At 54.8% G+C, this 13,709-nt stretch carries 18 protein-coding genes and 1 pseudogene; all 19 read left to right on the top strand.

What is annotated here, in order from left to right; translation table 11 throughout:
• Positions 1-402 precede the first annotated feature (402 nt).
• Complete coding sequence (locus AC5JQH_RS19760; protein WP_039882043.1) at positions 403-2,541, top strand: adenosylcobalamin-dependent ribonucleoside-diphosphate reductase; 2,139 nt, start codon at positions 403-405, stop codon at positions 2,539-2,541.
• Positions 2,542-2,568: 27 nt separating this feature from the next.
• Positions 2,569-3,264, top strand: coding sequence for a TSCPD domain-containing protein (locus AC5JQH_RS19755; RefSeq protein WP_273045864.1), 696 nt, complete (start codon positions 2,569-2,571; stop codon positions 3,262-3,264).
• Between the two features lie 283 nt (positions 3,265-3,547).
• Positions 3,548-4,090: a DinB family protein gene (locus AC5JQH_RS19750; protein WP_008174262.1), complete on the top strand. Its 543-nt coding sequence runs from the start codon at positions 3,548-3,550 to the stop codon at positions 4,088-4,090.
• 135 nt (positions 4,091-4,225) lie between these two features.
• A complete protein-coding gene (locus AC5JQH_RS19745; RefSeq protein WP_493805810.1) occupies positions 4,226-4,411 on the top strand; it encodes a type II toxin-antitoxin system RelE/ParE family toxin in 186 nt (61 codons plus the stop codon).
• Positions 4,412-4,515: 104 nt separating this feature from the next.
• Positions 4,516-4,836 carry a helix-turn-helix transcriptional regulator gene (locus AC5JQH_RS19740; protein ID WP_493805811.1) on the top strand — a complete coding sequence of 107 codons (321 nt, stop codon included), beginning with the start codon at positions 4,516-4,518 and terminating at the stop codon, positions 4,834-4,836.
• 637 nt (positions 4,837-5,473) lie between these two features.
• A complete protein-coding gene (locus AC5JQH_RS19735; RefSeq protein WP_491713754.1) occupies positions 5,474-5,761 on the top strand; it encodes a DUF1330 domain-containing protein in 288 nt (95 codons plus the stop codon).
• A 64-nt stretch (positions 5,762-5,825) separates the two neighbouring features.
• Positions 5,826-6,305, top strand: a complete 480-nt coding sequence (locus AC5JQH_RS19730) for an acyl-CoA thioesterase (RefSeq protein WP_014576853.1) — start codon at positions 5,826-5,828, stop codon at positions 6,303-6,305.
• 150 nt (positions 6,306-6,455) lie between these two features.
• Entirely contained in the window at positions 6,456-6,776 is a 321-nt protein-coding gene (locus AC5JQH_RS19725; RefSeq protein WP_493805894.1) for a hypothetical protein, read from the top strand.
• 1 nt (position 6,777) lies between these two features.
• Positions 6,778-7,275 (top strand): hypothetical protein, encoded by a 498-nt coding sequence (locus AC5JQH_RS19720; RefSeq protein ID WP_491713751.1) that lies wholly within the window; start codon positions 6,778-6,780, stop codon positions 7,273-7,275.
• A gap of 29 nt (positions 7,276-7,304) precedes the next feature.
• Entirely contained in the window at positions 7,305-7,625 is a 321-nt protein-coding gene (locus tag AC5JQH_RS19715) for a DUF2834 domain-containing protein (protein WP_491713750.1), read from the top strand.
• Positions 7,626-7,723: 98 nt separating this feature from the next.
• Positions 7,724-7,990: a DksA/TraR family C4-type zinc finger protein gene (locus AC5JQH_RS19710; protein ID WP_491713749.1), complete on the top strand. Its 267-nt coding sequence runs from the start codon at positions 7,724-7,726 to the stop codon at positions 7,988-7,990.
• On the top strand, positions 7,987-8,079 hold the full coding sequence (locus AC5JQH_RS19705; protein ID WP_075267801.1) for a ChaB family protein: 93 nt from the start codon (positions 7,987-7,989) through the stop codon (positions 8,077-8,079). The genes AC5JQH_RS19710 and AC5JQH_RS19705 overlap by 4 nt, the downstream gene beginning before the upstream one ends.
• A gap of 37 nt (positions 8,080-8,116) precedes the next feature.
• Complete coding sequence (locus tag AC5JQH_RS19700) at positions 8,117-8,569, top strand: GNAT family N-acetyltransferase (protein WP_008169509.1); 453 nt, start codon at positions 8,117-8,119, stop codon at positions 8,567-8,569.
• Between the two features lie 45 nt (positions 8,570-8,614).
• Positions 8,615-9,211 carry a glutathione S-transferase family protein gene (locus tag AC5JQH_RS19695; RefSeq protein ID WP_008169510.1) on the top strand — a complete coding sequence of 199 codons (597 nt, stop codon included), beginning with the start codon at positions 8,615-8,617 and terminating at the stop codon, positions 9,209-9,211.
• A gap of 100 nt (positions 9,212-9,311) precedes the next feature.
• Positions 9,312-9,650, top strand: a complete 339-nt coding sequence (locus tag AC5JQH_RS19690; protein WP_493805893.1) for a YnfA family protein — start codon at positions 9,312-9,314, stop codon at positions 9,648-9,650.
• Between the two features lie 80 nt (positions 9,651-9,730).
• Positions 9,731-11,032 carry an IS1380 family transposase gene (locus AC5JQH_RS19685; protein ID WP_493805489.1) on the top strand — a complete coding sequence of 434 codons (1,302 nt, stop codon included), beginning with the start codon at positions 9,731-9,733 and terminating at the stop codon, positions 11,030-11,032.
• Between the two features lie 257 nt (positions 11,033-11,289).
• A pseudogene (locus AC5JQH_RS19680) lies at positions 11,290-12,339 on the top strand (serine hydrolase domain-containing protein).
• A gap of 75 nt (positions 12,340-12,414) precedes the next feature.
• Complete coding sequence (locus AC5JQH_RS19675) at positions 12,415-12,834, top strand: DUF4399 domain-containing protein (RefSeq protein ID WP_405420962.1); 420 nt, start codon at positions 12,415-12,417, stop codon at positions 12,832-12,834.
• 113 nt (positions 12,835-12,947) lie between these two features.
• Complete coding sequence (locus tag AC5JQH_RS19670) at positions 12,948-13,694, top strand: SDR family oxidoreductase (protein ID WP_008169520.1); 747 nt, start codon at positions 12,948-12,950, stop codon at positions 13,692-13,694.
• The last annotated feature ends 15 nt before the right edge of the window (positions 13,695-13,709 follow it).

Below are 13,709 nucleotides of genomic sequence, written 5' to 3'. Positions count from 1 at the left end.
TAAAAAAACGGGGCCAGACTGGCCCCCGTTTCCCCTCCGGGCCCGCTTGTTTTTGTCACTTTTCGACCGGAATCGCACAATTCGCTATTGACACCACATCCTCACAAAACCACAACATGTAGTGGTTTTGAACCTTTAGCCCCAAACCGCTGTTTTAGAAAAAATTTCCCGGATTCAAGTCGGTTTTGATTGATTTTCTTTGCCCCGAAGCGTCTATCAATAGTTGCGTTCTTATTCACAGAACACTATATCCTGTTATACTCGTTTCAGATTCAGCCCATATATAGTGGTTAAAAAGAAAACAGGCCCAAGGCCAATCAGACGATTCTCAAGGGGTATGGCGCCGCCGGTATAAGGACTGGCGCCATCAAAAGAAGACATACCGGAAGACAGAGGGTGGAAATGAACGCTAAGGCACAGGCAGTGGTAACGACAATCCCGATGCAGGAAGCCTCGATCGACATCTGGCACAGTAAATATCAGCTGAAGACCAAGACCGGCGAGCCCGTAGACAAGGACATCAACGCAACCTACGAACGTGTTGCCAAAGCCCTTGCCGAGGTGGAAAACAAATCCGTACGCACCCAGCACATGAAGAACTTCATCTGGGCCCTGCAGAACGGCGCCATTCCCGCCGGCCGGATTACCTCCAATGCGGGTGCCGAAGCACACAAGCCGGCAACCTCCACCATTAACTGCACCGTTTCCGGCACCGTTCAGGACTCCATGAACGACATCCTGGAAAAGAACCACGAAGCCGGCCTTACCCTCAAGGCAGGTTGTGGTATCGGTTATGAATTCTCCACCCTGCGCCCGAAAGGCGCGTATGTGGCCGGCGCCGGGGCAACCACCTCCGGCCCGCTGTCGTTCATGGATATCTTCGATCGCATGTGCTTTACCGTGTCCTCTGCCGGTGGCCGCCGTGGCGCCCAGATGGCCACCTTCGATGTGCACCATCCGGACGTGATCGATTTCATCCAGGCCAAGCGTGAAGACGGTCGCCTGCGCCAGTTCAACCTTTCGCTGCTGATCACCGAAGACTTCATCGAAGCCGTACGCAACGGCGACGACTGGCACCTCTCCTTCCCTGTTACCCAGAAGGAAGTGGAAGACGAAAAGCTGGACCTGAGCGACGAGAGCCAGTTCGTATACCGTGATTTCCCCGAACAGAAAGGCTACGTGGTGAACGGGGAAGGCAAGGTTGCCTGCCGCATCTACCGCACCCTGAAAGCCCAGTTCATCTGGGACACCATCATGACCAGCACCTACGACTACGCCGAGCCGGGATTCATCCTGATCGACAAGGTCAACCAGATGAACAACAACTGGTTCTGCGAAGACATCCGCGCCACCAACCCCTGCGGTGAGCAGCCCCTGCCCCCGTACGGCAGCTGCCTGCTGGGCTCGGTGAACCTGACCATGTTCGTGGACTACCCGTTCACCGACAAGGCCAGCTTCAACTACGAGAAGTACCGCAAGGTGGTGGGCATCTTCACCCGCATGCTGGACAACGTGGTAGAGATCAACGGCCTGCCGCTGGCCGAGCAGCGCCACGAAATCACCTACAAGCGCCGCCACGGCATGGGCATCCTGGGCCTGGGTTCCACCCTCGCCATGCTGCGCATGCCCTACGGTTCTGCAGAATCCGTACAGTTCACCGAAGAAGTCGTGCGTGAAATGGCCGTGGAAGGCTGGCGCCAGTCCCTCGCCCTGGCCGAAGAAAAAGGCGTTGCGCCAATCATGGACGACGAGTTCGAAATTACCCCGAAAATGCTCACCAAGTGCCCGCAGCTGTCTGAAGACGGCTACAAACTGGGCGACAAGGTGAAAGGCCGCATCCTGCACGCCAAGTACAGCAAGTACATGCAGCAGATTGCCAACGTGGAACCGAAGCTGGTGGAAGAACTGGCCGAGAAAGGTGGCCGCTTTACCCACCACACCTCCATCGCGCCGACCGGCACCATCAGCCTGTCACTGGCCAACAACGCCAGTAACGGCATCGAGCCGAGCTTCTCGCATCACTACGCGCGTAACATCATCCGCGAAGGCCGGAAGACCAAAGAGAAAGTCGACGTATTCTCCTTCGAGCTGCTCGCATATCGTCATATGGTGAACCCGGGCGCCATGCCGTTCTCCGATGACGAGGACAAGAAGCTGCCGGCCTACTTCACCACCTCCGACGATGTAACACCGTCGCAGCACGTGGACATCCAGGCCGCCGCCCAGAAGTGGGTAGATTCCTCGATTTCCAAGACCGCGAACGTTCCGACAGACTTCGCCTACCAGGACTTCAAGGACATTTACCTCTACGCCTACGACATGGGCCTGAAGGGTTGCACCACTTTCCGCTTCAACCCGGAAGCCTTCCAGGGCGTACTGGTTAAGGAAAAAGACCTCGAGAACACATTGTACGAGTTCACCCTGGACGATGGCAGCAAGGTCACCCTCAAGGGCAACGAGCAGGTAGAGTACGACGGCGAAATCCACAACGCCGCCAACCTGTTTGACGCGCTTAAAGAAGGCACCTACGGCAAGTACTGATCCGGGAACCGACACAGGAAAACGAACATGACAGTTAAAATCAGCAACAAAATCGTCGGCTACCGCGTAAAGAAGGTCGACCCCGAAGCTACCGAACACCAGGCACCGGTGCACGCGGAAACCAAGCCCGTTCAGATGAACGAATACATCGAACGGCCGGACTTCCTGCTGGGCACCACCTACAAGATCAAGCCGCCGGTGGCTGAGCACGCGATGTACATCACCATCAACGACATCCTGCTCAACGAAGGCACCGACCACGAAAGCCGGCAGCCGTACGAAGTGTTCATCAACTCCAAGTCGATGGAACACTTCCAGTGGGTCATCGCCCTCACCCGCGTTATCTCTGCGGTATTCCGCAAGGGTGGCGACGTAACCTTCCTGGTGGAAGAGCTGCGTAGCGTGTACGACCCCAACGGCGGCTACTTCAAGAAAGGCGGCGTGTTCATGCCGTCCCTGGTCGCTGAAATCGGCGCCGTGATTGAGAAGCACCTGAAGGCCATCGGCCTGCTGGAAAGCGAGGAAATGAGCGAAACCACCAAGCGCATCCTCGCTGAAAAGCGCGCCGAGTTCGAAGCCAGCCACAGCACGGCCACGAACGACGAAAAAGCCGACGACTACCCACCCAACGCCACCATGTGCGGCAAGTGCAGCACCAAGGCGGTGATTGTGATGGACGGCTGTGCGACTTGCCTCTCCTGCGGCGATAGCAAGTGCGGTTGAGATGATGAGCGGCACTGAGTAACAAGAAGGCCTGGAGTGAGAACTTCGGGCCTTTTTGTTTGGTGGGCAGGAAAAGTCATCGGTTTTATCGAAAAATTGGTGATCTCAGGAAAAGCAGTCGTTGTGATCGTTTTTATAGAAGTTTTGAGGCAAGTTTGGAATTCAAGATATTGAGATTTTTTGAACTTTTGGTTCGATTGGCAAAGTGGTCATTCTGGATAGTTGGTCGGAAAAATGGTCATCGCGACCAATATAAAAATGTTATACATGAGAGGGAACTCAGGTGAGCCTGAAAGATCACTTTGAATTGCTGTCCATATACAACCAATGGATGAATTCCAAAATTTACGAGTCTGCAAGTTCGCTCTCTGCAACAGACTTAACTCAGGATCGCGGGGCTTTTTTCGGCTCTATTCTTGGAACTCTGAATCACATCGTCGTTGGTGACACGATCTGGCTGAAGCGGTTTGCCAACCATCCATCCTGCGTGGGCTCGTTGCAGGAGGTCGCCAACCTTCCAAATCCGACAAGCCTAAGCCAGATAGTGTTTGACGATATTGGTAGCTTATTCGAACATCGGACTTGGCTTGACCGGCAGATTATTAGCTGGGTAGCCGGGTTAACCCAAAGCGATCTGGATTTCGTTCTCAGCTACCACAACACCAAAGGGATTCCGGCCAATAAGCGATATTCGAGTCTTGTCCTTCATTTTTTTAACCATCAGGCTCATCATCGAGGGCAAGTTTCCGCTCTATTATCACAGGCAGGTGCGGACGTTGGGGTTACTGACCTATTGGCTCTGATTCCGAAGGAAACTCACGTATAACCAGTCGCTGTAGTGCGTTCCCGGCCCGAGGGCCGTCCACCGGACGCCACTGTCGTGGCGCCGCTAAGCTCAGCGTTATGCAGTAATTCTCAGGCCATATTGACAAGCGTCACGTGACGCAATACACTTCGTTTCATGATCAAATCCTTTGCTGACAAACGAACCCAAGAACTTTACTCCAAGGGCAAGTCAAAGAAATTTCCTGCGGATGTTGCATCGAGAGCCGCTAGAAAACTTGAATACGTGGATCTGGCCGTACAGTTAGAGGATTTGAAAGTGCCGCCTGGCAATCGCCTTCACCCGCTGTCGGGAGACAGGTAGGGGCAGCATGCAATTTCAATAAATGATCAGTGGCGTATCTGTTTTCGTTTTGAAGATGGCGATGCGTATGAAGTCGAGGTGTGTGACTACCACTGAGTGAGGGGATGACTATGGCTATTCTTAATACTGCCGGTATGCAGCGCAAACCGACTCATCCTGGCGAAATGCTGAGGGAGGATTTTCTTCCGGACTATGGCCTGACTGTTTCGGGGTTGGCTGAGTCTCTGGGTGTCTCTCGCCAGTCAGTTAATGAATTACTGCGCGAGCGTCGTGCTGTCAGCCCTGAAATGGCGCTTAGGCTTGCACGTTTGTTTGGTAATTCGCCGGAATTCTGGCTGAATGCGCAGCGATCTGTTGATCTTTGGACCGCCGCTCAGTCGGTCAAGGAAGAAGTGGATCGGATCAAGCCGCTACATGCTGCATAACCAGGCCATGCACCGGATGCCAAAACCTCCGCTTCGCTCTGGTTTTGTCACCGGTGATGGCGGGCGTTATACGGAAGGTTGCCTGAATGTTTCTTGAGGACCTAATGCCTGTTACCGAATTATTCAGTGCGCTTGCTGTACCTGTAATAGGTTTCTTGGGTGTGTATATAGCTTGGAAACATTGGAAAACAGCGGCATATCGCCACAGGATGGACCTTTTCGACAAACGGTTTGAAATCTATTAGGCGACGATCGACTTCATTTTGTCCATACGGGGTGGAGGTCAGGTTTCGGATAAGTGCTTGGCAGTCTTTGAGGAAAAGACGTTGCCTGTCAGGTTTTTGTTCAACGACGAGGCTGCCGATTACATAGCAGAGATACGTTCTCAGGCCCTGGCGCGCAGACCTTCTCACAGGAAGCCGAGGGAATGGATGCCGGTCCGGAAAAGATCGAAATTCAGCGGAAGTCATCCGAGGCCAGAAAGTGGCTTTACCATCAGCTTGACGAAGAGGAGTTGAATAAGCGCTTTCGCAAATTTTTGGACTTAGGGCGGTAAGCGAAACCGGGACAGATCTATTTTTCGTGACCATCCGACTCAACCCGACTGAACCACCCACTCGATAACCGGAGCCCGCTAATGACAGCCTACGTGATCGGCAACATCACCGTGAAAGACCCCGAGAAATGGGCAGAGTACCGCAGCCTTGTTCCGGAAACGCTGGTTCCCTGGGATGGGGAGCTGGTGCTTCGGGGTACACGGGCAAAGGTGCTGAGTGGGCAATACCGGCACACCGATACGGTGGTTATCCGCTTTCCCAATGCGGATTCCGTTGCCGATTGGCACGACTCTCCTGCCTATCAGACATTGGTGCCGTTACGCACCCAGGCAGCGGATGTGGATCTGGTGACGTTCGAGGCCGACTAATAACTACTGCCACCGCTGGCAGCCTGGCGCCTATACTGGACAGCAAAACCAACAGAGAAGCGCCATGGAAAACAATTCAACAAGCCTGAGCATGACCGTTCTGATGACGCCGGACAAAGCCAATTTCTCCGGCAATGTGCACGGCGGCACCCTGCTTAAGTACCTGGATGAGGTTGCCTATGCCTGCGCCAGCCGCTACGCGGGGACCTATGTTGTTACCCTGTCCGTCGATCAGGTGATGTTCCTCCAGCCCATCCAGATTGGCGAGCTGGTGACCTTTCTGGCCAGCGTGAACTACACCGGCCGTACCTCCATGGAGATCGGCATCAAGGTGGTTACCGAGAACATCCGCGACAAGTTGGTTCGCCATAGCAACAGCTGCTTCTTTACCATGGTGGCGGTTGATGACAACGGCAAAGCCGTCGCCGTGCCGCAGCTGGTCCCTAGCACCGATGATCAGATACGGCGATTTGCCAACGGCAAGGAGCGCCGGGCCATTCGTGCCGAACTGGAGGAACGCTACAAGGCACTGCATAAAAAATGAGTCCGGCGCAAATAACTGAAGCAGATCTATTTTTTCGAATTTGAACGTGACTTGGTCGCAGTAGATTTACTCGCTCTCGCAATGATCATTTGCTAACGTGCAAAGCGTCCAGGAGGACGTTATCTCTCAGTAAACAAAAGGAATTGGATCATGGATCACAGTGACCGTGAGTATGTCTCTGCTCCCATCAACTTTTTCTGGGGCGATGGCACTGCCTCACCTGAATCCGTCAATGAACGATCCGCTGAGGTCGTCTATACCGCAGTAACCGAGTCGCAATCGTGCTCAGCTTCCATGGACCTGGTTCCCAGACCGAGCGGCGGCAAGCCAGGAATCTCCTATATCGTGAAGCAAGTGGCTGGCATCGGTAAAAACATCGCTTCCGGTAACAGTCAGACTCATTACATTTGCAAGCTGCTAGTCAGCCAGAATTTCCGCTCTGAAATCCACATGGCACTAAAGGGAATTTGAGATGTTCAAGATTGGATTGATCGCTGTTGCTTTAAGTTTGTCCGTTGCTGTTCATGCCGGTAACCAAATCGAGCTTGTGTACTCGGACTTGAGATTCAGCATTCCGGCAGGTTTCGCCGCTGTTGGCGATATTGGCGACAGCCAGGACATGTTGATCTTCCGATACGGCGACGAGCACGGTAAACGATTCCTGGCATTCGCAGACATGACCCACGATGAAACGGTGGAATACGGCTGCCCAGCGGGCGCTTTTTTCGAGGCTGTTTTCTTTGAGACAGCGGCAGCCGATTGTGACCAGACGTTGATCGGGGCCGTGCACGAGAATTTTGTCAGCGGCAGAGATGTCGCCACCTGGACGCAGGATTCCTATTCACTCGCCTACTCCGACCACGGGAACAAAGCCTTCCTCTTTGTGATCGGCAAAGATGCAAAGCTGCTAAAGATTGACTCCGATTTTCTTGATGGCGAATCCCTCAAGCGCATCGCTGAAGACATTTAATTCCAGCAACAAATAAATCAAGGAAGATTATGAGACTATCCCCCCTCCCCCTCGTCGTTCTCTGCCTGTTTATGGGCTTCACCTTCTGGGTGATGGCCGGCGCCGAGCAATCGCTCCTCGCATTCGGCGCCCAGTTGATGTCGAGCCCCGATACCGCACAGGTTGTTATCGATCTCTACATTCTCGCGGTATTGGCTTGCATCTGGATGTACCAGGATGCCAAACGTCGAGGCAAAGGATTGAGTTACCTGATTCCGTTTTTCGTTCTGACAGCAGTGTTTGTCTCCGCAGGGCCCTTGCTGTATCTGGTTCTTCGAGGTGGGCCCGAGACTGAAACTGGTAGGCTTTGACTCTTCACATCAGCCAAATCAGCGTCGGCCATCTTTGAGCACCCGAGCTACAATGCTAACGTTGAGTGGTTTCAGTCAGCCAGACTTCGGAGGGCCCCATGGCAGGCGGATGGTCTCGTGATGGTGCGGTTCAGGAACAGATCGACGCAAGCGTTGAGGATGAAATCCAGCGCGCACGCAGCCAGTTGGCCAAAGGCGAGAATGCCGAGGAATGCGATGAGTGCGGAGCACCAATTCCAGAGGCCCGGCGCAAGGCCATTCCCGGTGTTCGTTTGTGCATTGACTGCCAGTCGGCCCATGAAAAGGAACGCAGCCAGTCTGGCGGCATCAATCGCAGAGGCAGCAAGGACAGCCAGCTGCGATAGAGACGGCCCACAAAGTAGCCTGGGCGGCGGTTAAAGAGGAATATCGCAAGGAGGGCGACAGGTGGGTCAAAGGCAAATCCCAAGAATGAATCGCCATAGCACACCCTCCCGGACTAGCGTTTGAATATGGACATTTCAATCGAACCGGGGCGGGCTGATCATCTTGATGGCATTCACGCTCTGGTCCTCGAATGGGGTTACACAGCCAGCAGGCTCCGAACGAAAGCATGGCTCGAGGCAATCGCTAACTCTCCCGACCATCAGCTTTTCGTCGCCCTTTCCGGGGGTTCGGTCGTTGGATGGATAGCAGTGGAAAAGCGCCTGTTCCTCAGCGAGCTGTTTGTCGCGGAAATTACAGGCCTGGTTGTAGGCTCCCGCGCACGGAGGGCTGGTATCGGCCAGCTATTGGTCCAGTCTGCTGAAGACTGGTCCAGCTCTATGGGACTCCCGCGGGTGGTGGTACGCTCTAATGTAACGCGCCTTGAGTCTCATGGCTTTTATCCGGCGGTTGGTTATACGCAATCCAAAACAACGCATGTCTACACCAAAGACCTCAAGCAGCCCGGATCGGAGCCCTGAACGCCCCGGCCTGAAAAACGGCGCTCTCCCAGCAAAGGAAACTGCATGAAAATCTATGGCGATACCCAATCCGGGAACTGCTACAAGGTTCAGCTCGTTTGCCAACTGCTGAACATCGACCATCAGTGGATTGATGTCGACATTCTGGCTGGCGACACAAAATCCGATGATTTTTTGAAAAAGAACCCGAATGGCAAGATTCCTCTGCTGGAGCTCGATAGCGGCGAGACACTGTCAGAGTCCAACGCCATCATCAACTACCTCGCGTTCGGCTCTGATCTGTACCCGAATGACCGCCTCGCTCAGGCCCGCGTTCTGCAATGGCAGTTCTTCGAACAATACAGCCATGAGCCGTTTATCGCCGTTGCGCGCTTCATCAACAAGTACCTGGGACTGCCGGCAGACAAAGCCGACGAGTATGCCGCCAAGCAAACCGGCGGGCACAAGGCCTTGCAGGTGATGGAGCAACAACTGGCAGAGACGCCATTCCTGGCGGGTGAGAAGGTCACTACTGCAGATATCTCACTCTATGCATACACCCACGTCGCGGATGAGGGTGGTTTTGAGCTGGAAGCCTACCCTGCGATTCGCGCATGGCTGGATCGGGTTGCGGCATTACCGAATTTCAGGCCTATGGTTTAGAAGTGCGCGGTAATTACTCTCCTATCCCCATGTAAATCGTAAAGACTGGTTCACAAAGCGTCATAAATACGGCTTTTTATCGGTACAAAGGAAAATCCCCGTGCCTGAACTGAAAACCATCGGTCTGTTTCTCGTTACCGCGCTGGCTGAAATCGTTGGCTGCTACCTACCCTATCTCTGGCTTCGCGAGGGAAAGAGCATCTGGCTTCTCGTACCCGGGGCCCTGAGCCTGGCGGCATTTGCCTGGTTACTTTCCCTGCATCCTACTGCCGCCGGTCGGGTTTATGCGGCCTACGGCGGTGTGTATATCTTTATGGCCATTCTCTGGCTTTGGGCTATTGATGGTATCCAGCCAACCGTTTGGGATCTGGTGGGATCCGGCGTAGCCCTGCTCGGCATGGCGATCATCATGTTTGCGCCTAGCCCGGATTTCTCATGAAGGGATAAAAAGAAGCGGCTAAAAGTGCTATAGTTTCAAGAACCTAACCAATCCACCAAGCACCAGTAGCCGCATCCAAAATGGTACCTCAAAAACTGACCTTCTCGCCACTCTCCCGCCGCCAGATTGAAGCCGATTTCTCCGGAGGCCATATCACCTCGGATGCCGGTGTGTTGTTACTGCGCGAAGTCGACAAACAACACCGGTTAACCCAACGGCTGGCCGAGACTCTGACCGACCAGCGGGATCCCCGGATGATTCGTCATGGGCTCAACACCATGATCCGGCAGCGCGTCTACGGCGTGGCCAGCGGCTACGAAGATCTGAATGATCATGAAGCGCTTCGCTTTGATCAGGCACTACAAACCGCCACGGGTAACGCCTCCGCTCTGGCTGGCAAATCCACGCTGTGCCGAATGGAACAGGCAATGGACCGGCAAACCATTGTGAAGGCCCATGAGCTGCTCTGGCACCACTTTATTGAACAACACGAAGAGCCGCCGAAGGAAATCGTGCTGGATTTTGACGGCACCGATATCCCGGTGCATGGGGATCAGCCGGGTAAATTCTTTAACCGGTATTACGACCATCACTGCTACTTCCCGCTTTACGTCTTCTGCGGCCGGCACTTGCTGGTGAGCTATCTGCGCACCAGCAACCGGGGTGATGCCCGGCACAGTTGGGCCATTCTGGCGCTGCTGGTGCGATTTATTCGCCAGTATTGGCCACAGACCCGGATCGTATTCCGGGGCGACTCCCACTTCAGCAAGCCCCGACTGCTGGCCTGGTGCGATCGCAACCAGGTGGATTACATCGTAGGCATGGCCCGCAACCAGCGGCTGGAGGCGCTTGCCGCCCCAGCCATGGACAAAGTCCGGACCTACTACGAGGCTCATGGCCATAAGCTCGCCAGCACCTTCCGCTTCCGCTACAAAGCCCGAAGCTGGCATAAGCCACGCTGGGTGGTTGCGCGCCTGGAATATGGCCCTCAAGGCCCGAACCCCCGGTTCGTTATCAGCTCCCGCTACGATGACGGATTCAAGCTCTACTACGAACAGTATTGCGCACGGGGTGATATGGAGAACCGGATCAAGGATCAACAACTGGATCTGTTTGCCGGTCGCACCTCCAGCACACACTGGTGGACCAACCAGTGGCGGCTGATCTTATCCGGCTTCGCCTACACCCTGTTCGAGCGTTTGCGGGTGCATCTGAAAAACACGCCCTTCGAACGTATGAGTGCCGGCACCTTGCGCTTGAAGCTGATCAAGGTTGGCGCAGTCATCATCCGCAACACCCGCCGAATACGGGTGTTGATGAGTGATAGCTATCCACACAAGAACGATCTCTCAGCACTGGTTCAGCGCTTGGTGCCCCAGTAGATAATCGGGCTCCCCCGGCCCGATACCAATGGGGGAAAGGGGGAGTTGTGCCTGAATGCCGGAAACTGGCTAAATAATCGCCAACTTCGACCATGACCACTCGGATCTGGCACTACCAGGCTTGGTCTGCGAAGGTTGTTGGAGCACTATGAGAAATCCGGGCTAGAGGCGCATAAATCTGCATCGCGTACCCGATAATCACCACAGATCTGATTAAGCCGTGACCTCCTCTCGGCGCGCTGACGTACAGTAGTCATATGATCGACGTTCCACTTACCAAAACGAAGACGCTAGCGCCTCCTTACACTATGCAACGCTTTTCATATTGGCTTTTCGCACTGCTGCTCCTGGTGACCCCGCCAAGCCACTCAGAGACGGCCGACTGGCAAACAGAGGTGTCCAGAGAGGCTGCAAACCTTGAGCGACTTCACTCCTTGATTGTTGTCCATGAGGGCCAGGAAGTTCTGGCATTGGATTTGAAAAGTGCCGGGCTCGACACGCCAACCAACATCAAATCTCTCTCCAAGACAGTACTCGCCGCGCTGGTGGGTATCGGCATCGAAAAAGGTGTGTTCGAGGGAACCAATCAACCGGTTATTGAAACGCTCGGTGACCGCGTACCCGCCTCCGCCACCAAGGGCGTGGACCGGATAACTCTGGGGCACCTGCTGTCTTTGCAGGCCGGGTTGCAGCGGACATCTGGCCGTTACTATGGCACCTGGGTGAACAGCGATAACTGGGTTCACCATGTGCTCACCCGGCCGTTCGTGGATGAGCCGGGCGGTCGCATGCTCTACTCCACCGGCAGCAGCCACCTGCTCTCGGCGGCGCTCACTGAAAGCGCCGGGCGCAGCACGCTCAACCTGGCGCGGGAATGGTTGGGCGAGCCACTGAATATAACCATTCCGGCCTAGGGCCGGGATCCCCAGGGGATCTATTTTGGTGGCAATAATATGGCTCTTTCGCCAAGGGACCTGGCCAAAATCGGCGAGCTTTATCGCAATGAAGGCCGCCTTGGTGATCGGCGCCTGTTTCCGGAAAACTGGGTGCGGGAGTCCTGGATTGAACGCGGAAGGTCCGCCTACACAGATGATCCCTATGGCTATGGCTGGTTCCAGCAGCCGCTCGCCGGCGAAATGGGGTATTACGGGCGTGGGTACGGAGGCCAGGTACTGTATGTGATGCCCGCTCGCAAACTGACCGTGGTGATGACCTCTGACCCTACCCCTCCCTCGCCGGGTTCAGCCTTTTTGCGCCGCCAGTTCCAGTTAATTGAGGAGCACATAATTCCTGCCTTGGAAAACTGAAGCGGCCGCCACGCATACGTTTCCTCAACTATACTCACTGGTGGCGAATACCAAGGAGGAAACGAAATGAACAGGATCGCAATTACACTGTTTTCAGCTCTGTTGATCGCGCCAGTAGCAGCGATTGCAGAGAGCATGAAGTCTGAGGCGCCGGCCAACGCTGGCGTGTATTTCGTGCAACCAACTGACGGCGCAACCGTAAACGAAACCTTCAAAGTCGTCTTTGGTCTGCGGAACATGGGCGTAGCACCTGCTGGCGTGGAAAAAGCAGGCACCGGACACCACCACCTGCTGATCGATACCGACGTACCGTCCGATCTGAGCAAATCCCTCCCGGCAACGGATCAAATCAGACACTTTGGTGGCGGGCAAACCGAAACCGAGATCACGCTATCACCGGGTAAACACACGCTGCAGCTTTTGGTCGGTGATCACATGCATGTGCCGCACAACCCGCCAGTGGTTTCCGAGAAGATCACAGTAATGGTGGAGTAACGTTCTACCCTGAACGGAATGGCCAGTGCAGAGTTGCATTTCAGTCAATCCCCTGGGCGTTCGATCATGGTACTGTGAGCGCAAATAATCCGAACGAATCCAGGGGATAGCTGATGCGAAAGAACATTCTGATTACCGGTGCCAGCACCGGTCTCGGGGAAGGCATGGCTCGCGAATGGGCGGCCAAAGGCTGTAATCTGGCGCTCTGTGCGCGCCGGGCAGACAAGCTGGAAGCTCTCCAGCGGGAATTGCAGCAGGCTCATCCGGATATCCGGGTACTCGTCCGAGGCCTTGATGTCTGCGATTACGATCAGGTGTTCGAAGTGTTCCGGGGCTTCCGGGATGAGCTCGGTAGTCTTGATCGGGTGGTGGTTAATGCAGGTATTGGCAGCTCACAGCCCATCGGCCGTGGGCATTTCGCTGCCAACCGCCACACCGCCGAGACCAACTTCATCGCTGCTATTGCCCAGAGTGAGGCAGCCATGGAGATCTTCCGCGAGCAGAACAGCGGTCACCTGGTGTTAATGTCGTCTGTCAGTGGTGTTCGCGGCTTCCGTGGTCCACTGAACGTATACGCTGCCACCAAGGCCGCCGTAGCCTCTTTGGCGGAAGGTCTGCAGCTCGATACCAAGGGTAAGCCGATCAACGTCAGCAACATTATGCCCGGCTACATTCTCACGGATATTAACCGGGACACTAAAAGCGCGCCCTTCCGTGTGGATCTGGAAACCGGTGTAAAGGCCCTGGTGAAAGCCATCGAATCGGAGAAGCGCCGGGCCTACGTGCCCTGGTGGCCATGGACGCCGCTAAGCTATGTATTAAAAGCCCTGCCTTTTGAAGTCTTCTCCAGAGCCATGTGATCAATCGACGAGGTG

Source organism: Marinobacter sp. H13 (assembly GCF_059072335.1).
The sequence above is the reverse complement of the archived record's forward strand: the minus strand, read 5'-3'. Positions and strand labels throughout refer to the sequence as shown.